The following is a 22942-nucleotide window of genomic DNA, read 5'->3' on the forward strand; positions in this document are numbered from 1 at the left end:
CGCACGCACGTAACGGGTGCCCCCGCTCCGCCGGAACGGGGGCACCCGTGCGCAGTTCTCAGGCCCTCGGCTGGGTGAAGCGGATGCTGTTGCCGAAGGGGTCGCGCAGGCCGCAGTCGGTTCCGTACGGGCGGTCGGTGGGTTCCTCGGTGAACTCGACGCCCCGGCCCAGCAGCGTCTCGTACGTCTTGCGGCAGTCGTCCGTGGCGAAGATGAGCGAGCCGCCGGTCGCCCCCTTGGTCACCAGCTCGCGGACCTGCTGCGCCGTCTCCTCGGACATCGCGGGAGGCCCCGGCTTCTCCAGCAGGATCTGGCGCTCCGGGTGACCGGGGACACTGACGGTCAGCCAGCGCATGAAGCCCATGTCGACATCGGCGTTGACTTCCAGGCCGAGCTTGCCGACGTAGAAGTCGAGGGCCTCGTCCTGGTCGAGAACGTAGATCTGTGAGTGCGTGATGGCGTTGAACATGTGCATCACGCTACGGGGCAAGCCGGACGAAAACTTATCCAAAACTGCTCAGTCGACGGACGGTACGGGCGCGTGGGCAGGCAGTACGGACGTCCATGCGACGGTCAGGCGCTCGGACGCGTCCACGCCATCGTGAAGCACGTCGGCACGCCCGCGACCGCCGCCGATTCCTTGCGGTACGTCCTCGGTGACCGGCCGACGATGTCGCGGAAGGTGCGGCTGAAGGTTCCCGGGCTGCCGAAGCCCACTTGGAAGCAGATGTCCGTCACGCTGCGGTCGGTCTCCCGCAGCAAGAACATCGCACGCTCGACACGGCGGCGCTGCAGGTAGCGGTGCGGCGTCTCGCCGAACGTGGCCCGGAAGGTGCGCGTGAAGTGCGCCGGGGACACATGGGCGATCCGTGCCAGGGCCGGGACGTCCAGCGGCTGGGCGTAGGCGCGGTCCATCGCATCCCGTGCCCGGAGCATGCGGCGATTGGTCTCTTCTGCGGCGCGGCTCACGGTGTCATCACATCACGGTTCTCCGCGGCCCGTGACGGACACGGTGGCGGATGGCTCCGGCCCATGAACTGGACTGTGGTGATGGCGGGTTGTTCGCCTCTCCCTTCCCGCTGTCCTGGCGGCGGTCGCGGTCACGAACTTGTGACGATGGGCATGTCCGACTCCCAGGTTATGACCCGAGCTGCTGGACGCGGCATGCCGCGGGATCGGCCAACACGATCGGTAAGTTCGGTGGGAAGATATTCGGTGCACCGGTCGCCGCGACGGGAATCGACTTCTTACGCCCCGTCGAAGAAGGAACCCGGTGATACCCATGTGGTAGCACCAGCAGAACCAGCAAAGGTGAGGTACCGGTGAAGCACTCCGCAGGCCCGCCGCCGCCCGGTCGCCGCAGCCCGAACATGGGGCACTGGCTACGACCTCGGACTTCGCGGACGTTCGTCCTCGGTATCTGCATGGCTGTCGGCGGGCTCGCCGGCGGGGTGCGCTCCGCGGTGGACGGAAAGGGGATCTGGACGGCCCTCGGCATCTTCGGCGTGGGGGTGCTCGGAGTCGTTCTCACCGCCGCGTGGATCGTGACGTACACGCGGGAGCGCTGAGGAGGGGGGCTCAGGCCTTCACCCTCGCCCTTGTCACTGACCCACCCTTCCGTCGACGCACTCGCGCAACAGGTCGGCGTGCCCGCAGTGACGGGCGTACTCCTCGACCCGGTGCACCATCAGCTCCCGGACCGCGGTGCGGTCCTTCCCCAGGCGCTCGCCCATATCCGGGTGTTCGGCCAGCGCGGCGTCGGTCGCGGCCTGCTCGCGCTCCAGATCGGCGTACGCGGCGTCGACCAGGGCCTGATCGGCGACGGCTCCGTCGAAGTCCGCGTCACGCACGCCGTACAGCTTCGGGAGCGGATCGCCGTCGCTGATCCAATTGCGCCAGTCCCGTTCCGCCTCGGCGAGGTGACGGAGCAGACCGAGCAGCGACATCGTCGACGGCGGAACCGACCGCCGGGCCAACTGCTCCGCGTCCAGGCCCTCGCACTTCATCCGCAGGGTCAAGCGGTACCCCGTCAGGAAGTCTTCCAGCGTCGCAAGCTCGCCGTCCGGACTGGTTCCGTTGTTGTTGCGGGGATCGTTGTCCGGGTCTGCCCACATATCGGGGTAGACGGTCGCCTGGCTCCATCGTGCGGGTTGATCACTCATATGCCACATGGTCGTCCCCAACGACCCGACCCGCCACCGTTTTGTGTCCGCAGGCGCCACGGCAACGACGAAGCCCACGCGCTGCGCACACGAGGTGACGGCGGATACCGGCGCCAGGGGTGTCTGCACATGACGATCAGGGACTGCCTCGACCGGCTGCAGGCTTGGTGCACCGGCCAGGAGGGGTGGGGGCCCACGCCTTCCAAACGGGTTCTGTTGGCCTGACAGAAGGCGGCCCGCGTCGCAGACGTCCGTAGAACGCGTTTTCACGGACATAGCCGAGCAGAGCGAGCAGCGCGATGCGGCCGGCGCTGAGTGGCCATTCGAGGGCGCTGCCTGGCTCCCGGTGTGGCATTCGGAAACAACCGGTTGTTGCCGGGTAAGAGGTGGGATAGGGCCGACCGGATTCGAACCGGCGTCCTCCCACATGCGGTGAAGGCGCGACGACCACTGCGCTACGAGCCCCATCCCGCTCGCGAGTATACGAGCCACCTGCGCTCTGTCGCTCACGAATATTCGTGACGACGGATATCTCGGCGGGGCCGCGTCACCGTAAGTCGATCGCGAGGGTGCGGTCCGGGGCGGTGTCGGCGCGGACGAGCGGTGTGCCCCGGTCGAAGCAGCCCGCGCCGACTTGCCTCAGGCCCCACGCTCACCGTGAAGCGGCGCGGGTTGCGGGTCGTTCGCGGCGCCTCGGTCGACCGAGGCGCGCAGCCTCCTGCGCATACGCAACCACTTATATGTAATGCCGTGCCTCTGTCGATGCATCACGATTGTCACGCATGACAGGTTCTGGGCGTCGGACGCCCGACCGAGCCCTGGGCCCGGGCAACCGCAGTCGCTAATTTCCTGACGGCTACGCAGAGTTGTTGGCCATGACTCGGATCCGTCGAGCGGCTGCTATCGGTTGCCCGTTCACGTCCTGGCGGTTGTCGCTCTGGACAGTGCTCGCGTGCGCCTTCGGGCAATCCTCGACACAGGGCGAACGAGATTCGCATTGTGAAACATGGTGCGGTGTGGAGCGGAGGCGCCGACAGCGGTAATGCGGGCGTGCCGGGGGAGTTGGACTGCCTCTTGGGGTGAGAGTCGCCATGGTTTTTTTAGACCTTGCGGTCTGTTCCTCGCGCCCGGGTGGCCGGGTTCCCGCTTGTGGTCTCAGCCTCTTCGCTGCGGCAACTTGCCCGTGGTGTGGCCCGGATCACTCTTGACCGGTCCTGATCTTGACCCGATATTTGGCTGACTTTTGTGAAGGCTATGTGGGTGACGGGGCGGGGTCTGTGAACGGTAGATTTTGGCGTCGAGCGCGTCACGGTGTGTGTGCGCTGGCTGTCGCTGTCACGGTGGCGGGCTCGCTTCCCGCTCTGACCTCGCAGGCTGCGGCGGCATCCGCGTCCTTCGGCAGACTCTCGGGGGAGTCGGTTTCACCGGAGTCGAGGGCTTCGGCTGCTGCGGCAGCGTCGGGTGAGCGTGTAGAGGTTGTGGAGGAGCGCACCGAGCGGGAGACGGTGTTCGCGAATCCTGACGGGACGACGTTCACGCTGGAGAAGTCGATCGTGCCGGTGCGGGTCGCCGTCCAGGGTGGCGGGTGGGTGGATCCTGATGCGACGTTGGTGAAAAAATCCGACGGTTCGGTCGGTCCGAAGGCTGCGGCTGTTGATCTGTCGTTCTCGCCGGGCGGTGCCGGAGCGAACTTGGTCACCATCGCTGAGGGCACGCAGTCGGTGTCACTGGGTTGGCCTGGCACCTTGCCGGCTCCACGGCTTGATGGCGCACGTGCGGTTTACGAAAACGTGCTGCCCGATGTGGACCTGGTCCTCACCGCGACGGTCGAGGGATTCCGTCAGGTCCTGGAGGTGAAGACCCCCGAGGCTGCGGCGAACCCGGCGCTGGACCGTATCGAATACCAGCTCGGTGCGCAGAACTTGACGGTCCAGGCCGGCGCAGGGGGCGGGGTGGACGCACTGGACGGCAACGGCCGTCCGGTGTTTCGGTCGCCTGCGGCACGCATGTGGAACTCCGCGGGTGACAACACCGCCCCTGCGGTTGCGCAGCGCTCGCTGTACCTTGCCGGACAGGCTCAGGCCGATGCGGGCGAGTTTGTACCTGCGGGCCCTGCGGAGGAGGGGGACCCGTTGGCCGGCCCGGGCGCGGGCGACGCGTCCTCGGTCCTCGGCCTGGCTGTTACCGACAAAACAGTGACGGTGAAGCCGGACCCTGAGCTTCTGGCAGCTACCGACGAGGCGGACTTCCCGCTGTACATCGACCCGTCGATTGAGCTCAACGAGTCGGAGCGCACCGTGCTGTCGTCGGACGGTGATGTGTTCTGGAACTTCTCCGGCGGCGACAACGGTATGAGCGTCGGCAAGTGCGGATCCGCAGTGATCGGCGGCATCTCCTACTACTGCGGCAACGGCTATGTGAACCGAATGTACTTCGAATTCGACCCGGGCAAGCTGAAGGGGAAGCACATTCTGGACGCGCGGTTCCGTGTCACGGAGACGTGGTCGTTCTCCTGCGACGCGCGGTGGGTCGATCTGGAGCGCACGAACAACATCTCCTCGGCGTCGAAGTGGCCTGGCCCCACGAAGCTGGACCAGATGGGCGACCGGAACGTTTCCGCCGGCCGGGGCAGCAACTGTGACCCTTCCCAGCCGCGTGCTCCGATCGAGTTCCACGACTACGCGCCGGAACCGGACGAGAACTTGACGCCGACGGTCCGGAGCTTTGCCGACGGGAAGATCTCGCGTCTGACGTTGATGTTGATGGCGAAAAACGAGTCGGACACCATCTCCTGGAAGCGGTTCGACGATGACGCGGTTTTGAGCGTGGAGTACGTCGGCAAGCCCGCGAAGCCCAGCGCCATCGGCCTGGTCACGGGGTCCAGCCAGACGTGCACGACCAACGAGTCCGCCCCGTCGATCGCCACCGACCCCACCCCGGCACTGACCGCCACAGCCCAGACGGAATCAGGCGGAGAATCAGAGGCCAAACTGCGGATCGTCATGGCTCTGGACAAGAAGACCGGCACGACCTGGACCAAGGCAATAGGTGACATGCTCGTCCCGTCCAGCCCGGTCGGCGACAACGTCAAGGTCACCGCGTCGCCCTCCACCGCGCTGGAAGAGAACACGCTCTACCGCTACCGGGCCTGGACCCGGTCGTACTACGGGTCCGAATACCTGCCCGGCCCGTCGAACGCCTCCACAACCGGTTGGTGCTACTTCAAGGTCGACAGCAAGGCCCCAAAGCCCCCGACCATCACGTTCAACAAAATTGCCCCGTACACCCCGTGCACAGCGAACGAATGTGTCCCGGGAGGCAAGCCCGGGCAGGCGGGGTCCTTCACTCTTGGCCCGGCCGCGGGGGACGTCAATACCGCTTACCGGTACAAGCTGTCCACCGACACAGCATGGTCGCCCTACGTGTCCGGAGCGACCGTGACGATCGCACCGGTGCCCCCGACCTCGGGCACGATGACCCTGCAGGTGGAAGCGAAGGACACCTACGGTCCAGGAGCCGCCAACTCTGTTGACTTCGTGGTCAAGGAGGGCGATGGACCAGTCGGACGATGGAACTTCCACGACACAGGGAACGAGGCGATCGACTCCTCCACCACCGACCCCACACTCCAGGACAACGCCACCCTGACCGGCGGCGCGACCCGAACCGACCAGGGACGCCGCGGCGAGATCACGATCACCCCGGCCACGGAGACCGCCCCGGCGGTGAAGGAAACGGACAGCGGACTCAGCCTCAACGGCACCACCAGCTACGCCGCGACCGCCGGCCCCGTCATCGACACCCGCGCCTCGTACACAGTGTCTGCGTGGGTCCGCCTGAACGCAGACACACGCGACGCCACCGTGGTGGGGCAGGACGGTGTCAACCGCAGTCCGTTCCTGCTGGGCTACGAGCAGAGCACCAAGAAGTGGTCCTTCCGCGAGGTCAACGCCGACGCGCCCGCAGCCGGAACATGGACTTACCAGCGGGTCACCTCCAAGAACCAGGCCGTTCCCAAGGTATGGACCCACCTGGCGGGCGTGTTCAACTCCGCCGACAACACGATCAGCCTCTACGTCAACGGTGACCTTCAGGGCACCACACCGTTCACGACGGCATGGGCGGCGACCGGACCGCTGCAGATCGGCCGCGTTCAATGGTCGGGCACGTACGCGGACTACTTCCCCGGCACGATCGATGAAGTCGCCATGTGGCAGGAAGCTCTGACCGAGGTGCAGGTCAAGCAGGAAAGCATGCTGCTCGACGCGTACAGAAAGCCTGCTGCAGAACTCGTCGTCTCGTGGAATCCCGCTCAGGCGACTGGCACGTCGCTGGCCAACAGCGCACCGGGTTATGACGGCACCCTGTCTCTCTCCTCCGGCGCTTCACTGGTCGACGATGAACTGGTGCTGGACGGCACTTCGGGGGCCGGGACCACACCGGGCCCGGTGGTTGACGACTCTGGGTCGTTCACGGTGACGACACAGGCAGTCGTTGATGCCGCCCAGGTCGTGACGAAGCCTGACGGCTACAAGGCCCAGATCCTTGGCCAGCGTACGGCGACCGGGTCTTCCTGGAGCCTGTGGTTCGAGAAGACGGGTACCCGGCAGGAACCCGAGTTCGATGAGAACGGCGATCCGGTCCTCGACGAGAACGGCAATCCGGTGAACAGGACCGTGCCGGTGGGCCGGTGGCATTTCGGTCGCCTGACCGCCGACGGCACAGGGGCATCGGTCGTCAGCAAGGACGACGCCGTCCTCGATTCCGAGGTCCGCCTCACGGGTGTCTACAACGCCCAGGACAGGACTATCCAGCTCTATCTCACCTCGGATCGTCAGAGCGACGACGCCATGGCCTATACCGCGGAGGTCGGCACGGGCGAGCTCTCCGTCGGCAAGGGATATCTCGGGGCGTGGGGTAACTACCTGCCTGGACGGATCGGAGACATCCGGATCTGGTCGGGAGCGCTGAGCGACGGACGTCAGGTGAGCGACATCGTCGGTATCTGACTCTCACTGCCCCTCCCCTGACCGCAATTGCAGGGGGTCGGCCTTCATGGCGGCCCCCGCGAGCTCTCAGCCCTGCTCTGCCACATCGCCGCCGCTCGTTGCCGGAGGACGGCATCTCCTGGAGAGAAGACGTGTCTGTGTCCAGATCCTTTGCCTCGTTCCTGAAAAACGGCGGAAGACGCCGCTCCGTACCTGGCGCCCGGAAACTCCGTGTCCCTGTGATCGGAGCACTGGTCCTGGTCCTGTCCGTACCGGTTGGGCTCGCGCCGCTCGCCGCAGCCGCCGAACCACTTGGGCGTCCGGATATTCCGGCGCCCCGGGTGAGCAAGGTCAAGACGGTCTCCGCGCTCGGGGCGAAGGAGGCCCGCGAGCGGGCTGCGAAGAACAGAGCCACCAACAAAAAGCAGGCCGCCCGGGCGCGCAGTGATCACGCCGCCCACTGGCCGAAGGCTTCACACAGCACCCAGAAGATATCCGGCAAGCCCGGGACATCCACCGTCTCCGTCACCGCTCCCCGTCCCACAAAGGCCGCAGCACGCAACGGAAAGCCGGCCGCAGCTGCCGCAGGCACCGCCACGGTGAACGTGCTCGACCAGAAGGCAGCCCGCAGCGCGGGAATCACCGGCGTCGTGTTCACCGCCACAGCTGAATCCCCCGGCACTGTGGGGATCACCGTCGACTACTCCACCTTCGCCGATGTGATCGGCGGCCACTGGGGATCCCGCCTCAGTCTGGTCTCCCTGCCCGCCTGCGCGCTCACCAGCCCGCAGAAGGCCAAGTGCCGCACGCAGACACCCGTCTCTTCCAGAAACGATGCCACGAAGCAGAACGTCTCCGCGCAGGTCTCCCTGCCGCAGACGACCGCTGCCAAGAGCGCTGCGCCAGCAGCCGGTGTCTTCGCCGTGACTGCGGCCGCCGCCGCTCCGGCATCCGGGTCCGGTGACTACAAGGCGACCCCGCTCACTGCCTCCTCCAGCTGGGAAGCAGGCGGTTCATCCGGGGCGTTCACCTGGTCCTACCCGATCAGCGTGCCACCCGCAGCAGCGGGCCCCGCCCCGTCGCTCTCGCTGTCCTACGACTCGGGCAGCACCGACGGGCGGACCGCGAACACCAACAACCAGGGCTCCATGCTCGGTGAGGGCTTCGATCTCACCTCCTCCTACATCGAGCGCAAGTACGGCTCGTGCGAGGACGACGGCCAGGACGACAAGTCCGACCAGTGCTGGAAGTACGAGAACGCCTCCCTCGTCCTCAACGGCAAGGCCACCGAACTCGTCAAGGACGACACCAAGGGCACCTGGCACCTGAAGAACGACGACGCCTCCCAGGTCACCCACGAGACCGGCGCCGACAACGGCGACGACGGCGACAACATCGTCGACGGCAAGGGCGACGGCAAGGGGGAATACTGGAAGGTCGTCACCGGTGACGGCACCACCTACACCTTCGGCCTGAACAAACTCCCCGGCGCCGACACCGAGCGCACCAACTCCGTCTGGACCGTCCCCGTCTTCGGCGACGACTCCGGAGAACCCGGATACTCCTCCGACACCAGCTTCTCCGGACGCGCCAAAACACAGGCATGGCGCTGGAACCTCGACCTCGTCACCGACACCCACGGCAACGCCTCCACCTACTGGTACAAGACGGAGACGAACCACTACGCCAAGAACGGCGACAAGACCAAGCTAGCCGCCTACACCCGCGGCGGCTACCTCGAACAGATCAAGTACGGACAGCGCTCCGACACACTGTTCACCGGCAAGACCTCCGGCACCGTGGAATTCACCTACCAGGAACGCTGCACCGCCGCGGACTGCTCCTCCCTGACCGAGGACACCGCGAAAAACTGGCCCGATGTCCCCTTCGACGCCATCTGCACGGCCAGCGAGACCGACTGCCTCTTTACCGGGCCGGCGTTCTTCACCCGCAAAATGCTGACCGGCATCAACACGAGCGTTTGGTCCACCGCTGCCGAGCCCGATGCGTACAAGCCGGTCGACAGCTACAGCCTGACCTACCAGTTCCTGGACGGCGCGGACATCGGCAACCCGTCCGACAAGACGCTGACCCTCAAGTCGCTCCAGCGCACCGGGAAGAACGGCGGAAGCATCACGGTGCCGCCGGTGGAATTCGGCTACCACATGCGGCCCAACCGCGTGGACTCCGACAGTGACAATATCCTTCCGCTGACCCGCCCCCGCATCAACACCATCACCACCGAGACCGGCGCCATCACCACGGTCACCCTCTCCGACCCGGAGTGTGTCCGCGGCAGCAAGATGCCCAAGGCCGAGGACGACAACAACCTGTCCTGCTACCCCGTGTACTGGCCCATCAATGGCGGTGACCCGGAACTGGACTGGTTCCACAAGTACAACGTCATCTCCGTGTCCACCTCGGATCCGGCCGGTCAGAACGAGGCCGTGGAGAATTCCTACACCTACGAGAGTCCCGGCTGGCACTACAACAAGGACCCCTTCACGCCCGAGGACGAGCGCACCTGGTCCAGCTGGCGCGGCTACCGCAAGGTCACCACTTACACAGGTGACGCCGACCATCTCCAGTCCAAGACCGTCCGCCAGTACATGCAGGGCATGCACGGCGACAAACGCCTGGACGGCACCACCCGTACCGCCGTTATCCCCGGCATCGATGTCGCTGGCCTGGACATAACCGACGCCACCGACCACGACCAGTACGCAGGATTCCTCCGCGAGGAACTCACCTACAACGGTGACCAGCCCGTCTCCGTCACAGTCCACAACATCTGGGCCAAGGAAACCGCCAGCCAGCAGCGGTCCTATGCCAACACCAAGGCCTACTTCATACGCACAGGCCGCACTTACACCTACACCTACCTGCCCGTCAGCGACACCTGGCGGCGCAGCTACACCGCACACACCTACGACGACACCTATGGCATGGTCACCCAGACTGAAGCCATCGGCGACCAGGCCAAGACCGGGGACGAGACCTGTACCCGTATCTGGTACGCCCGCAACCCTGACAAGGGCCTCACCAGCCTCGTCTCCCGAACCCGAGTCGTCGGGTCCGCCTGCCTGGACTCCGCCGGGGCCGTCATCACCGACGACAAACTGAACCTCCCGGCAAACTCCAAGACCCGCGGCGACGTGCTCTCCGACACTGCCGCCGTCTACGACGACACGGCCGCCACCGGCTGGTCCGCCTCGCAGACCCCGACCCGCGGCCTTGCCACCTGGACCGGCAGAGCCAAGGCATACCCGGCCGCCATCGGCACGAATGACCGCACCCCGGCCCTCAACGGCGGCTGGCAGACGGTCACCAAAACCACCCACGACACCCTCGGACGCCCCCTCAGCGTCACGGACGCCAAGGGCAACGCCACTACCACGACGTACTACCCCGCAGCCGCCGGCCCGCTCACCTCCACCGTTGTCGCCGCCCCCAAGCTCGCCTCCAACGGCCAGTCCCACAAGACGTACACCTACGTCGACCCGGCACGCGGATCGGTCACCAGCATCCTCGACGCCAACGTCAAGAAGACCGAGAACTCCTACGACGCACTGGGCCGGATCACCGACACCTGGGCACCCAACCGCACCAAGGGCATCGACACCCCCACGGTGAAGTACGCCTACAACTTCGCCCGCGGCAGCCAGCCCTGGACCTCCGTCGCCACCATCAAGGCCGACGGCCAGAGCTACCAGACCAGTTACGCCATCACCGACGCACTCCTGCGCCCCCTCCAAACCCAGAGCGCCTCACCCCTCGGCGGCCGAATCCTGACCGACACCCGCTACGACTCACGCGGCCTCGCCTACGAGACGTACGCCGACATCTACGACGACACCACGGCTCCGAACGGCACCTACGCCCGTGCCTCCTACGCGCACACCCCGGCCCTGACCCGGACCACGTACGACGCGGCAGCGCGCCCCGTAACCAGCACGTTCACGGTGTTCGGCGAGGACCGGTGGTCGACCACCACCAGCTACACCGGTGACTCCACGGCCACGACCGCCGTCAAGGGCGGCAACGCCACCCGCACCATCACTGACGCGCTGGGCCGCACCACGGAAACCCGCACCTACGCAGGCACTGAGCCGAACGACACCGCGTACGGGGCCATGACCGGCACCGACTACACCCGGGTGAAGTACGACTACACCCGCGACGGCAAGCAGTCACAGATCACCGGCATCGACGACGCCAAGTGGACCTACAGCTACGACCTGTTCGGCCGCCAGACCAGCGCCACCGACCCGGACAAGGGCACATCGACCACCGAGTACACCGACCTCGACCAGGTCGACACCACCACCGACTCACGCAACGCCGCACTCCTGTACGGGTACGACGAAATCGGCCGCAAGAACGACTTGTGGCAGACCGCGAGGACGGACGCCAACAAACTCGCCCACTGGAGCTACGACACTCTGCTCAAGGGCAAGCCCACCGCTTCCACCCGCTACGTCGGCGGCACGACCGGCAAGGCCTACACCAAGCAGATCACGGCCTACGACACCCTCGGCCGCGCCATCAGCACCGATGTCGTACTGCCGGCCGACGACCCCCTGGTCACCTCCGGGGCGGTACCGTCCACGACTACCTTCGGCACGGACTACCGACTCGACGGCACTGTCAACAACACCAAAGAGCCGGGCGTCGCCGGACTCCCCAAGGAAATCGTCGAACCCAAGTACAACTCCGTCGGCCTGACCACCGAACTCTCCGGAACCAACACCTACCTCCTCGGCGTCACCTACTCCGCCCTCGGCCAGGCCGAACAGCTCACCCTTGGCGCCGGCGCAAAGAACACCTACATCACCAACAAATACGAGGCGGGCACCGGCCGTCTCACCCGCAGCCACGTCACGGACCAGACCCACCCGTACATGCTGCAGGACCTCAACTTCACCCAGGACGACGCCGGCAACGTCCAGTCCATCTTCGATCCCACCACCCTCGGCGGCACCACCGAGGCCGACAACCAGTGCTTCACCTACGACGCCAACCGGCGCCTGACCGAAGCCTGGACCCCCGAGACTGCCGACTGCGCCACCGGTGGCCGTACCACCGCCAACCTCGACGGCGCCGCCCCGTACTGGACCAGCTACACCTACAACAACGCCGGCCAGCGCGACACCGAGACAACCCACACGGCCACGGGCGACGCCACCACCACGTATGGATACAAGACACCGACCGGCCAGCCCCACCCGCTCGTCAAGACCACCGGCGCCAAGGCCGCCACATACGAGTACGACGCGGCAGGCAACACCACAGGACGCCCCGGCACCCAAGCAACACAAACCCTGGTCTGGAACACCGAAGGCGAACTCGCCTCCACCACCGAACCAGCAGCCGGCACCAAACCCGCCCTCGGCACCACCTACCTCTACGACGCCGACGGCGAACTCCTCATCCGCCGCGCCACCGGAGACGGCGACACCGTCCTCTACCTCGGCGCCACCGAAGTACGCCTCACCACCAAGGGCGCAACCGAAACGATCTCCGGAACCCGCTACTACACCGCCGCGGGCCAGACCATCGCCGTCCGCACCGCAACGGCCGGCACCGCGGGCAGCAAGCTCAGCTTCCTCGCCGCCGACCACCACGGCACCAGCAGCATCGCCACCGACGCCACCACCCAGGACGTCACCAAGCGCTACACCACCCCCTTCGGTGCCCCCCGCGGAACCACCCCCACCACCTGGCCCGACGACAAGGCATTTCTGGGCAAGCCCGCCGACACCACCACCGGCCTCACCCACATCGGCGCCCGCGAATATGACCCGGCCGTCGGCCAGTTCATCAGCGTCGACCCTGTGTTGGATTCCGGTCAGCACCAGTCCCTGAACGGCTACGCGTACGGCAACAACAACCCTGTGACGTCCGCAGACCCCACCGGCATGTGGATCGACGACGGCACAGGTCACAGCGAGCCCAGGCGCGACGGAGGGCCCGCCGGGCCGTCGAGCCCCACTCCGGGGAGGTCTGGAGGCACGAGTGGAACACATAGCGGCGCTACAAATAGCAGCAGGAACAACGAACTCGGATCACGCGCGCGGGCTGCATACAGGGGGGGAGTCCCGTTTAACCCGGTGTACCTTGACCCAAATGCAACGCAGGTAGTTACCTTGTGGTTCATCGGAGCGACTCCTGATGTCTACAATTTTGACGAGCACGATCAATTCACAGACGGGGTCAAACAGCACATCTGGCTTGATGTGGTGCGTAGATACTTGAGTCACCGTTCGGGAACAAAGCTCGGCGAGAAAATCAAGGGTTTGGATTACCGGACATCATATGGTGCCAGTCTCACCGGGCTTCCACTGAAGATGTTGATGGCTGGTGAGGTCTCCTCCGCGCTTAATCAAGTGTTCGGTGGATCCGGTGCCGATGAAGGGGCGACGCGTGCCGCCCTCGGGTCGTTCAATCTGTCTGCCACGGTTGTGAAATATAATAAATTGAATAATAAGGGGACGGTCAACTTCAAACTCACCCAGAAGATGACGGTGGAGTCTCTGACTAGGGGAGTCTCGAAAGAGGGGTATACCGACGGGGCGAAAGATTCCCGGGCTGTGAAGTTGTCCGAGGCAATGAAGGCGCTATTTCCGAATGGGCAGAAAGATCTGACCTTCAACGTCAGTTGGACAGAGCGCATCCCCATGCCTAGCGTCGAGGATTGACTGGCGGGGGAGGGGGCTATGGCGCGGCACCGCAGCCCCCTCCCCCACACCTGCGTAGGATGATGTGATATTGCACAAATGTGCACAGTTTGTCTTTTCGGTAGCGGTGCACATCTTTCGGGTGGCGGCGTGGTGGATCCATCTGATGGTTATCTTTGGTTGGTGATTTCAGTGTCGATATTTAGTGCGGGATGATCATGAAGAGCGATTCTCCTCGGGGCGATGATGAGTGGTTCAAGGAAATTAATGAGCGAGAGAAGAACGTAATCCGTTTTGGTTGGACTGCGATTTCCGCTGTGGCCGGGCTTGTTGGGATTGCTGTAGTCGCTTTGGTGGCTGTGATCCTCATTGCTGCTGTGGTGATGATGTATATCGTTGTAGCTATGGGCTAACAAGGCGCTGGCTGTCCAGCCACACCCGATACGTCGTGGTGACGCGAGCGTCCCCGCTGACGGTCACCGAGGCGTGGTGCCCAGGTCGGGTTTTGCGCCTGCGGCCGGTTCGGTGGCGGAGGCGAGTTCGCCTTCGGTGTTCTAGTCCAGAGTCTGGTGGCCTGGGTGTCGGGGCGGGCTTCGGTGTCGCCCGCCTTGTCGTACGCGTACGTGGCGGCCTTGGCACCCGTCGTTTCGACGAGCGGTGAACCTCTTCGGAAGTGGGGAGGGGCTGGCAGAAGATTCCGCAAGGAGCGCGGATCGAACGAGCAAGGTACACAAACAGGGTCGGCGGATGCGACAACAGCGTCACGGTCCTGATCCAGGAGCTGCGCACCGATGAAGTGAGGGCCTATCTGTCCATGGTCTGCGCCTCGTGATCCGCCCCGTGCGAGGTACTACACCCCCGGTCGATGTCAGGGGCTGGAAGTGTCTGGGGGCGTAGGGGCCTTGACGCAGCGGGCGACATTGCGCGGCAACTCGTCAACGCGGACCGCATGCTCCAGGGTGGACTCGGTTATCAGATCCCAGCAGAAGTCGATTGACCTGACCGCGGTCCGTATGCAGGGCGACGGACACGATTTCATCTAGTACCTGCGAGCACGACCGAGGAGGTCGGTGTGCCGAAGGATCCGCACGGGCTCACGGCGGACGACGTATGCGCCCTCATGAGGGCGCACAGCTTCGGCATCCCGCCGGGTCAGGTGAGGGCCGCAGTCTCGGCCCACGGGGTCCATGTCATGGGGTTCCCCGTCCGGCATCCCGACGCCCTCGCCGTGTGGCAGCTGTGGCTCGACCGGCGTGATGTCACCGGCCGGTATCCGGTTGTCACGCCGCTCGACCCGGACGGTCTGGTTTCGGACCCGCCCAGGCGGCTTGGCGCGGGCGGGCGTGAGGCCCTTGCCGCCGCCCTGGCGCGTGACCCCGACGCGGTCGTGGAGGAGGTCGTTGTGGCGGCAGTGCGCGACACCCTCGCGAAAACTGCTGACGAGGAGGACGTAGAGGAATGGCTCGACGAGCTTCTTCCCGAGCGACTCGCGGATGCGTTGAAAGAGGCTGCCGCCACCCCCCAGGAGGGCGACATCTGGGAGGGCATGCACCTCGGTAACGCACCGAAGCTGTGGCTGTGCCTCGTGGAGGCGAAGCAGGGCCATGAGATCCCGGCCCTGCTCCCCGGGCACCCGGACGCCCCGAATTGGTGGAGCGAGCCCACCGGGCGGCGGCTGCTGCCCGCCGACCATGTGGCGTTCTTGCTCAGCTGGCACGAGCGCTTCGGCGCCGACCTGTTCTTTCTGAACGGCAGTAGCATGCGCCTCGTCGTGCGGAGACCGCCTCTCGCCCCCGCCACCGCTGCCCGTGCGGCGGTGGAGCGTTTCGCCTACTGCAGTGACGGGCTTCCGGACCTGCCGGTGCTCGGCGACGGCGAGGTCCGGTCGACGGCATGGAGATTCTGGTGGGACTGATGAGGAGGAGCGCCCGGATTCTGACGACTGTCGTGGCAGTCCTGGTTGTGGGCTGTGGCACGGAGCGTGCCACCGTGGACGACGCGGCCCGCCTCCTGGCCACCCCGGAAGCCAGCAACCCTCTGCGCTAACAAGTAGGCAAGGGCCGGGGTGCGCATGGCGGTTATGGACTTGCGATCGACGACCATGAGACGGAGGTCGGAGACATGGTCCTGGGCCTGGAGCCGCTCTGACGGGCGGTGCGGTGCGGGGGTTTGCGGTTGAAGAGCTTCTGCCGATCGAGTCGGCCCGCTACCCACTCCCCCCGATCTTCCACCTCCAGAGGTGGGTAGAGGCAGGAGAAGACGAACCGGGCGTACACCTCGGGGTGAAGGAGGCCCGCGAGCGGGTGGTGAAGAACAGAGCCGCCAACGACAAGCAGGCCGCTCAGGCACGCAGTGAGCGGGCCGCTCGTTGGCCGAAGGCTTCACACAGCACACAGAAGGTATCCGGCAAGCCGGGAACGGCTCCCGTCTTCGTCACCGCCCACCGCCCCGCGAAGGCCGCAGCACGTGACGGAAAGCCGGCCGCTGCCGCCGCAGGCACTGCCACGGTGAAGGTGTCGACCAGAAGGCAGCCCGCAGCGCGCGTGTCAGGCCGGGGACGACAACGGCCTGTCCTGCTACCCCGCGCACTGGCCCATCAACGGCGGCGGCCCGCAACTGGACTGATTCCACAAGTGCAACGTCACCTCCGTCTCCACATCGGCAACTCCAATTTCACTCTTTCTGGCGGCGGCTGAACCCGGATCCACCGGCTTGATTCCGGAGTGATTGTTTCGGGGGGTGTCCTGGCGGTCGGCGAGATGATCTGGCTGTTCGGGCAGGGAGTACCCGCTGGTTTGCCCAGCTTTTCCACGTGTTCGGCGGTCTCGGGCCCTTGCGGGCGGGATGGTCAGAGCTCTTCAGGTTGTGGGTGGTGGTGCGTGCACCAGGTCGAAGAGCCGGGTGAAGTCGTTGGCCCAGGGCCAGTGTTCGGCCAGGTGGAGGGTGAGGCGGCGGGCTGAACGGGCCAGGCGGGCGGGCACGTTGATCAGGTGGTCGCGGATCGTTGCGGTGGTGGCCTTGGCGTGGAAGGCGGACGCCAGGGCGCCGGCGGCGCGGGTCAGATTGTGCGCGAGAGCGGCCAGCGCGAGCCAGGCGGCGTTCGCCTGGAAGTGCCCGGAGGGGGCGTGGGCGAACGGGCCGTTCTTCAAGTCCGCGATCACCTGTTCCACGACAGCGTGCCGCCTGTGATCACGCTCGGTATCGGCCAGGGCGAGCGGTGAGTCGGTGAACGCGGCGTGGTAGCGCCAGGTGTCGAAGAGCGTGCCCTGTCCCTCGGGTACCGCCGCCGGGTTGAGCCGTTTGACGCGGCGCACGATCAGACGGGCGGTGACCTGCTGCTTCTTCGGCTTGGACGTGAAGGCGGTGTAGGTGGTCTCGGCTATCTCCGCGTCCGATATCCAGCTCTGCCCCTCCTCGTCCCAGACCGCCTTGGGGTACTTGATCGCCTTCCACGCGGTTTCGTCGATGCCCGCGATCGCGGCCTTGACCGAGGCGTTCATCCGCACCGTGACCGAGAACCGGACGCCCAGGGCCCGGCAGGCGTTGATGACATCGGCGCCGTAGAACGCGGCGTCGGTCCGCACGATCAGCAGCCCGCTCGCGCCGCATGCTCTCGCGGTGCGGATCGATTCGGCGACGAACGCAGCCGCACCTCGGGCGGAGTTGGATGGTCCCTTGCGCAGGCGGGTGGCGGCGATCACCTGAGCGGCCAGCGGGGTGGAGACGATCCCGAGCAGCGCGTTCAAGCCCTTGACCTTGCTGTATCCGTAGCCGGCTCCCTGCTTGGCGTAGCCGTACGTTTGGCGGATCGTGTCGTCGATGTCCAGGTAGGCCACTTGGTCGGCGCCGGGCAGCAGCGGGGTGCGCGCGGCCAGTTCGGGCAGGAACCGGCGGGCCACCGCGTGCAGTTGTTTCACGTGTCCGTGGCTGAAGGAGCGCAGGTACGAGCCCAGCGTGGAGGGCGCGCGCACCCCGCTGAACAGCCGCGGCAGCCCACCGTGCCGCAGCCGGTCCATGTCATCGATGCTGTCCGCCCCGGCGACCATGCCGCCGACCAGCGACATCAGCTTTGCCGCGGGGAAGGCCCCGGTGCCGTCCTTCGAGGCCGGCAGCCGGACGTGCTCGTCGACGAGTGCGGGCAGTCCGCACCGCTCGGCCAGCCGCACCACCGGGGCCAGCCCGCCGTACCCGACCAGATTCGGATCATCAAACCGTGCGGAGACCCTCGCTGCGGCATGGGAAGATTGCATCTCGGAAGTGCCCTCGTGGTCGTGCGTGCTGGAAGCGTGAAGAACTCCCATCATCGCAGGTCACAGGGCACTTCCTCGTTTCCGGAGAAGCTATCCACAGACATCAAGCCGGTGGATCCGGGCTGACTCAATCGGGGGCGCGCTCGCGGTTAGCATATCTGTGGACGCCGCAGGGTGAAGTGGTGACTGGCCAGTTAGGGTGAGGGGTTGCTGAATGACTTACGAGGATTTTAAAGGGTTTTCCGGCTTTGAGCGTGATTTTGAGATCGATTTGGGGATTGAGAGGCTTTCCGATGTCGGCATGAAGCGCTTTTCAGAGTTGGTTAAATCTGATCTCGAGGGGATTTTGAACGTCTCCTTCAGGGTTGTCGATTTCAGAGGGGGTGGTCCATTTAAGCGTCACTTCCACTTCATGGATCACCGATCCAGTGTCGGGCTCGTCGTTGATGCGCCCCGTGACCCGTGGCCTTATAGCGTGCTACCGGCTTCTCTGACTGTGAAGTCGAACGAGGTCCCGGCGTGGGAGGTCGCGGCTGGTATTTATTTGAGAATGGAAAGCCTTGGAAAGTATCTCCTTTTGGCGACGCTGGAGGGTGGTGGGTTTATTTCCTCGAATTTCGCTTCCAGGGAAAATATTTGAACTCCTTTTGCATCGAGATGTGCGGCATCTGCCGCCGTCGGCGCAGGAGGTCCTGCATACGGGGGCGTCGCCACGTTGGTAGCAGGTCAGACCGTCAGATGTGGTGGCGGCGAGGTCCCATCCTCAGACCAGGGCAGCATCCGTTCCGGCTGGGACGCCGGCCGTACCTCGAGCGAGTAGGGAAAGGCCCCCATGTCCAGCGACTCCGGAATCCCCGCGACATCGGTATAGCCCGTGCGAGTTCCGCAGGCCGCAACCGTGAGCGCGAGTCCCACCGCGACCATCGCGCAAAGAATTCGGCGTCTGACCGGCATCAATCGATCCTCCCCATGGTGAACAGCGGGGGACTCTACGCTGCGGGTCGAGGGGAAGGGGTACCCCCTCCGCCGTCAGACACCTCGCGAAATGATTCGGCCCGTCGAGCAGCTCGGCGGAGACGGCCGGTCGCGATCCTGCCGACGCCCACATCGCGTGACTGCTACAGCTGAACGGTCAGGTCACGGTCACCTCGTCGCCTGCCGAGAGTCCCTGCGGCTTGCGGACCGCGTTCTTGAGCGGCAGCAGATAGCTGCCGTCCTTGGGGAAGAGCGACGTGGTGAAGGCGGTATCGCCGATACGCGCTTCCACGGGGACCGCGCCCCAGCCGTACGTGGCCAGCGCGGCCACCTCGCGGATGTCGGCGGCCTGTTCGGTCGGCACGGCGGCGAAGTAGAACGGTGAAGGCCCCCGCCATTCGATGACGCGGCCGGTGAATACAACGTGCACGGGGCGATCCGTTCATCGAGGGAGCCGAATGCCGGGCAGCGTACCCGCGGGCCCACGCAGAAGGACCAGGTGCGGCCGTAGTTGGCGTCGGTGGATGTCGCGAACGCCGGCTCGACCAGGGCGGGTCCGGGGTGAGATGGAACGTGAGCGTGTTGTCGCGTACGAAGTAGACCGGGGGGGCGCCATACATCTGGGGGAGGGTGAGCACCACCGGTCCGCCGCCTGCCGCGTTCACATGGGCGATCCGCGCCAGGGCCGGGATGTCCAGCGGCTGGGCGTAGGCGCGGTCCATCGCATCCCGTGTCCGGAGCATGCGACGGTTGGTCTCTTCTGCGGCGCGGCTCACGGTGCCATCACATCACGGTTCTCCGCGGCCCGTGACGGACACGGTGCGCTGCGCGACGCCGAGAGCGCGAAGTCCGGGTTGTTCCACCAGTCCGGGCTCACAACCGACGACTACACACCCAAGCCCGCCTTCGAGACCCTGAGGATGCTGGTCGAACAGCTCGGCGCCTGACGAGCTCGTACCGGCGGCAGCGGCCGGGGAAGACGGCCTGGACGCGTGTGGTGACGAGGTCGAAGGCGATACGGGAGGTGGCCGCGCCGAGATCGGACCCGAGCTGCAGGGCCAGGCCCTCGACCAAGGAGTGAAGTTCGAGGGCGGCGAGGGCCGGATCGGTGTCGTCCGGGACCTTGCCGCACTCATTCCCGTTGTGGACGGCCGTCGCGAGCAGCGAGCGGATGGGCCGACCCGTCTCGGCGTGGGCACGCGCGAGGTTCGGTTTGTCGACGGTGCGGTCCAGGAAGCAAGCGCAGTACCTCAGCTGCCGCATGCGCAGCCTGCGGGCGCCGCAGCTTCGATGCTCTCGTCCGGGGCGGTACAGCAGGCGTGGCCGTCCAGGGCGGCACTCTTGCCCATCTGGTCGGCGTCGGCCTTGACGACGTAGACCTCCCACGGCTCCTTGCCCGGGCCGGTCACCCACACCTTGTCCTGGAGCGCGTAGCAGCAGGACGTGTCGTTCTCCTCGAAGGTCGCGAGCCCGGCGTCCTTGAGGCGGGTGGTGGCGGCGGTGACCTCCTCGGTTGTCTCGACCTCGACGCCGAGGTGGTCGAGGCGGGTCTCCTGCCCCGGCTCGCCCTCGATGAGCACGAGCTTGAGGGGCGGGGTGGTAATGGCGAAGTTCGCGTAGCCGGGACGGCGCTTGGCGGGCTCGACGCCGAAGAGCTTGGAGTAGAAGGTCACCGACGCCTCAAGGTCGGCGACGTTGAGCGCGAGCTGCACACGGGACATGGCGGTCTCCCTGGTTGGGTTGTATCGATGTCTGTTGATGCAACCTTGTGCCTTGAATTGAAAAACGTCAACATAGAAGCATGTCGAAACAAGAGATTGTGGTGCTTGGCCAGGGTGGCGCGGACGGATGCTGCCCTGGACTGCTTAGCGCCCCGCTGGACGAGGACCAGGCCGAGACGCTGGCCCAGGTGTTCAAGGCCCTGGGGGACCCGGTGCGGCTGCGGCTGCTGTCGATGATCGCCTCCCGTGCGGGCGGCGAAGTCTGTGTCTGCGACCTCACCCCGGCTTTCGACGTGTCCCAGCCGACGATCTCCCACCATCTCAAGCTGCTGAAGCAGGCCGGTCTCATCGACTCCGAGCGGCGCGGAACGTGGGTGTACTACCGGCTGCTGCCGCAGATGACCGACCGCCTCGCCGCGATCCTCACCCGCCCCGCCGGACCCCCGCTCCCTGAGACCGCGTCCGCCGGGGCCGCCTCGTGAGCACCGGCACCGCCGCGCCGGCAGAGGCCGTCGCCGCCCGGCTGTCGTTCCTGGACCGGTTCCTCGCCGTGTGGATTCTCCTCGCAATGGCCTCCGGTATCGGGCTCGGTCGCCTCGTTCCCGGCCTCGGTGACGCGCTCGCGAAGGTCACCGTCACCGGCGTCTCGCTGCCGATCGCGCTCGGCCTGCTCGTGATGATGTACCCGGTGCTCGCCAAGGTCCGCTACGACCGCCTGGACACCGTCACCCGCGACTGGCGCCTGCTCATCCCCTCCCTGGTCCTGAACTGGATCGTCGGCCCGGCCCTGATGTTCGCCTTGGCCTGGCTCTTCCTGCCCGACCTGCCCGAGTACCGCACCGGCCTGATCATCGTCGGCCTCGCCCGCTGTATCGCCATGGTCATCATCTGGAACGACCTCGCCTGCGGCGATCGCGAAGCCGCCGCCGTCCTGGTCGCGCTCAACTCCGTCTTCCAGGTCCTCGCCTTCAGCCTGCTGGGCTGGTTCTACCTCTCCGTCCTGCCTGGCTGGCTCGGCCTGGATCAGACCGCACTCGACGTGTCCGTGTGGGAGATCGCCCGCTCCGTCCTGATCTTCCTCGGCATCCCCCTGCTGGCCGGGTTCCTCACCCGCCGTCTCGGCGAGCAGGCCCGGGGCCGCACCTGGTACGAGACGAAGCTGATCCCCAGGATCGGCCCATTCGCCCTGTACGGACTGCTGTTCACCATCGTCGTGCTCTTCGCCCTCCAGGGCGACGCGATCACCTCCAAGCCCCTGGACGTCGCCCGGATCGCGCTGCCCCTGCTGGTGTACTTCGCCGTGATGTGGGCCGGGTCCATGGCCGTCGGCCGCGCGGTCGGCCTGGACTACCCGAGGGCCACCACGCTGGCGTTCACCGCCGCGGGCAACAACTTCGAGCTCGCCATCGCGGTCGCCATCGCCACCTTCGGCGCCGCCTCCGGCCAGGCCCTCGCCGGAGTCGTCGGCCCCCTGATCGAAGTTCCCGTCCTCATCGGCTTGGTCCACGTCGCCCTGGCCGCCCGCCGCTTCTTTCCTCAGCCCGAACCGACGGCCGAACCGGCCTTCTCCCCGGGTTCCGCCCGTGTCTGAGTCCAAGCCGTCGGTGCTGTTCGTGTGCGTCCACAACGCCGGACGCTCGCAGATCGCCGCCGCCTTCCTCACCCACCTCTCCGACGGCCGGGTCGAGGTCCGCTCCGCCGGGTCCGCACCTGCCGACGCCGTGAACCCGGCCGCCGTTCAAGCGATGGCGGAGGTCGGTATCGACTTGTCCGCCGAAACGCCGAAGGTGCTGACCGTCGAGGCCGTGCAGGCATCCGACCTGGTGATCACCATGGGCTGCGGCGACACCTGCCCCGTCTTCCCTGGCAAGCAGTACCTCGACTGGAAACTCGACGACCCGGCAGGACAGGGCATCGACGCGGTCCGGCCGATCCGGGACGAGATCGAGCAGCGCATCCGCAGCCTGCTCGCCGAACTCCAGCTCCACTGAAACTTCCCGGCAGAACGGCTGACGTTGTCGTGGCAGATGACAGACGCGACGGAGGTGGAGTCGCTGCGTCGGTTCGGGGAGGAGCTGGGCCAGTACATGGGGGCGGCCGGACCGCTGCGTTTCGATCGATGGGAGCAGTGCGTCGATGCGCTGCTCGCGCTGGGACGGGAGAAACCGG

The 22942-nt window shown here is 66.1% G+C and carries 17 protein-coding genes, 1 tRNA gene and 2 pseudogenes; 10 read left to right on the forward strand and 10 right to left on the reverse strand.

Features of this window, described 5'->3' with window-relative positions; all coding sequences use genetic code 11:
• Positions 1-58: 58 nt before the first annotated feature.
• Together ABT115_RS26510 and ABT115_RS26515 are read right to left on the reverse strand one after the other, a co-directional pair.
• On the reverse strand, positions 59-469 hold the full coding sequence (locus tag ABT115_RS26510; protein WP_351794658.1) for a VOC family protein: 411 nt from the start codon (positions 467-469) through the stop codon (positions 59-61).
• A gap of 104 nt (positions 470-573) precedes the next feature.
• Positions 574-969, reverse strand: a complete 396-nt coding sequence (locus ABT115_RS26515) for a helix-turn-helix domain-containing protein (protein ID WP_351794661.1) — start codon at positions 967-969, stop codon at positions 574-576.
• Between the two features lie 353 nt (positions 970-1322).
• Between ABT115_RS26515 and ABT115_RS26520 the strand changes: the two genes are divergently transcribed.
• Entirely contained in the window at positions 1323-1568 is a 246-nt protein-coding gene (locus tag ABT115_RS26520; protein WP_351794663.1) for a hypothetical protein, read from the forward strand.
• Positions 1569-1601: 33 nt separating this feature from the next.
• Here ABT115_RS26520 and ABT115_RS26525 read toward each other — a convergent pair whose 3' ends face one another.
• Together ABT115_RS26525 and ABT115_RS26530 are read right to left on the reverse strand one after the other, a co-directional pair.
• Positions 1602-2171, reverse strand: coding sequence for a DinB family protein (locus ABT115_RS26525; protein ID WP_351794666.1), 570 nt, complete (start codon positions 2169-2171; stop codon positions 1602-1604).
• 383 nt (positions 2172-2554) lie between these two features.
• A tRNA-Ala gene (locus tag ABT115_RS26530) sits at positions 2555-2628 on the reverse strand.
• 1012 nt (positions 2629-3640) lie between these two features.
• On the opposite strand from ABT115_RS26530, the gene ABT115_RS26535 reads away from it, so the two are divergent.
• The 5 genes from ABT115_RS26535 to ABT115_RS26555 all read left to right on the forward strand — a co-directional run bounded on the left by ABT115_RS26535 (position 3641) and on the right by ABT115_RS26555 (position 15873).
• On the forward strand, positions 3641-7171 hold the full coding sequence (locus tag ABT115_RS26535) for a laminin G domain-containing protein (RefSeq protein WP_351794669.1): 3531 nt from the start codon (positions 3641-3643) through the stop codon (positions 7169-7171).
• 218 nt (positions 7172-7389) lie between these two features.
• A complete protein-coding gene (locus tag ABT115_RS26540) occupies positions 7390-13848 on the forward strand; it encodes an RHS repeat-associated core domain-containing protein (RefSeq protein ID WP_351794671.1) in 6459 nt (2152 codons plus the stop codon).
• A gap of 191 nt (positions 13849-14039) precedes the next feature.
• Positions 14040-14240, forward strand: a complete 201-nt coding sequence (locus ABT115_RS26545) for a hypothetical protein (protein WP_351794674.1) — start codon at positions 14040-14042, stop codon at positions 14238-14240.
• A 659-nt stretch (positions 14241-14899) separates the two neighbouring features.
• Positions 14900-15742: a DUF4253 domain-containing protein gene (locus ABT115_RS26550; RefSeq protein ID WP_351794677.1), complete on the forward strand. Its 843-nt coding sequence runs from the start codon at positions 14900-14902 to the stop codon at positions 15740-15742.
• Positions 15721-15873: a hypothetical protein gene (locus ABT115_RS26555; protein WP_351794680.1), complete on the forward strand. Its 153-nt coding sequence runs from the start codon at positions 15721-15723 to the stop codon at positions 15871-15873. Before ABT115_RS26550 ends, ABT115_RS26555 begins: the two co-directional genes overlap by 22 nt.
• An 812-nt stretch (positions 15874-16685) precedes the next feature.
• Here the strand turns inward: ABT115_RS26555 and ABT115_RS26560 are convergent.
• Positions 16686-18077, reverse strand: coding sequence for an IS1380 family transposase (locus ABT115_RS26560; protein ID WP_351794683.1), 1392 nt, complete (start codon positions 18075-18077; stop codon positions 16686-16688).
• A 214-nt stretch (positions 18078-18291) separates the two neighbouring features.
• Here ABT115_RS26560 and ABT115_RS26565 point away from each other — a divergent pair, with 214 nt between their 5' ends.
• On the forward strand, positions 18292-18717 hold the full coding sequence (locus tag ABT115_RS26565) for a hypothetical protein (RefSeq protein WP_351794686.1): 426 nt from the start codon (positions 18292-18294) through the stop codon (positions 18715-18717).
• A 492-nt stretch (positions 18718-19209) separates the two neighbouring features.
• Here the strand turns inward: ABT115_RS26565 and ABT115_RS26570 are convergent, their stop codons facing one another.
• The 5 genes and pseudogenes from ABT115_RS26570 to ABT115_RS26590 form a co-directional block, all read right to left on the reverse strand.
• Positions 19210-19482, reverse strand: a complete 273-nt coding sequence (locus tag ABT115_RS26570; RefSeq protein WP_351794688.1) for a DUF1905 domain-containing protein — start codon at positions 19480-19482, stop codon at positions 19210-19212.
• 56 nt (positions 19483-19538) lie between these two features.
• Positions 19539-19717 (reverse strand): annotated as a pseudogene (locus ABT115_RS26575) (beta-1,3-glucanase family protein); the annotation flags it as partial.
• Positions 19706-19828 (reverse strand): annotated as a pseudogene (locus ABT115_RS26580) (helix-turn-helix domain-containing protein); the annotation flags it as partial. The pseudogenes ABT115_RS26580 and ABT115_RS26575, both read right to left, overlap by 12 nt.
• 97 nt (positions 19829-19925) lie before the next feature.
• Positions 19926-20315: a TetR family transcriptional regulator C-terminal domain-containing protein gene (locus tag ABT115_RS30945; protein ID WP_502969169.1), complete on the reverse strand. Its 390-nt coding sequence runs from the start codon at positions 20313-20315 to the stop codon at positions 19926-19928.
• Positions 20303-20773 (reverse strand): ArsI/CadI family heavy metal resistance metalloenzyme, encoded by a 471-nt coding sequence (locus ABT115_RS26590; RefSeq protein ID WP_351794691.1) that lies wholly within the window; start codon positions 20771-20773, stop codon positions 20303-20305. Before ABT115_RS26590 ends, ABT115_RS30945 begins: the two co-directional genes overlap by 13 nt.
• 80 nt (positions 20774-20853) lie before the next feature.
• On the opposite strand from ABT115_RS26590, the gene ABT115_RS26595 reads away from it, so the two are divergent.
• From ABT115_RS26595 to ABT115_RS26605, 3 genes are read left to right on the forward strand one after another with little or no spacing between them, the layout of a single operon-like run.
• On the forward strand, positions 20854-21255 hold the full coding sequence (locus tag ABT115_RS26595) for an ArsR/SmtB family transcription factor (protein WP_351794693.1): 402 nt from the start codon (positions 20854-20856) through the stop codon (positions 21253-21255).
• Positions 21252-22364, forward strand: a complete 1113-nt coding sequence (gene arsB / locus ABT115_RS26600; RefSeq protein ID WP_351794696.1) for an ACR3 family arsenite efflux transporter — start codon at positions 21252-21254, stop codon at positions 22362-22364. The genes ABT115_RS26595 and arsB overlap by 4 nt, the downstream gene beginning before the upstream one ends.
• A complete protein-coding gene (locus ABT115_RS26605) occupies positions 22357-22764 on the forward strand; it encodes an arsenate reductase ArsC (protein WP_351794698.1) in 408 nt (135 codons plus the stop codon). The genes arsB and ABT115_RS26605 overlap by 8 nt, the downstream gene beginning before the upstream one ends.
• The last annotated feature ends 178 nt before the right edge of the window (positions 22765-22942 follow it).

The organism is Streptomyces sp. NPDC001832 (assembly GCF_040297265.1).
Classification (GTDB): Bacteria; Actinomycetota; Actinomycetes; order Streptomycetales; family Streptomycetaceae; genus Streptomyces.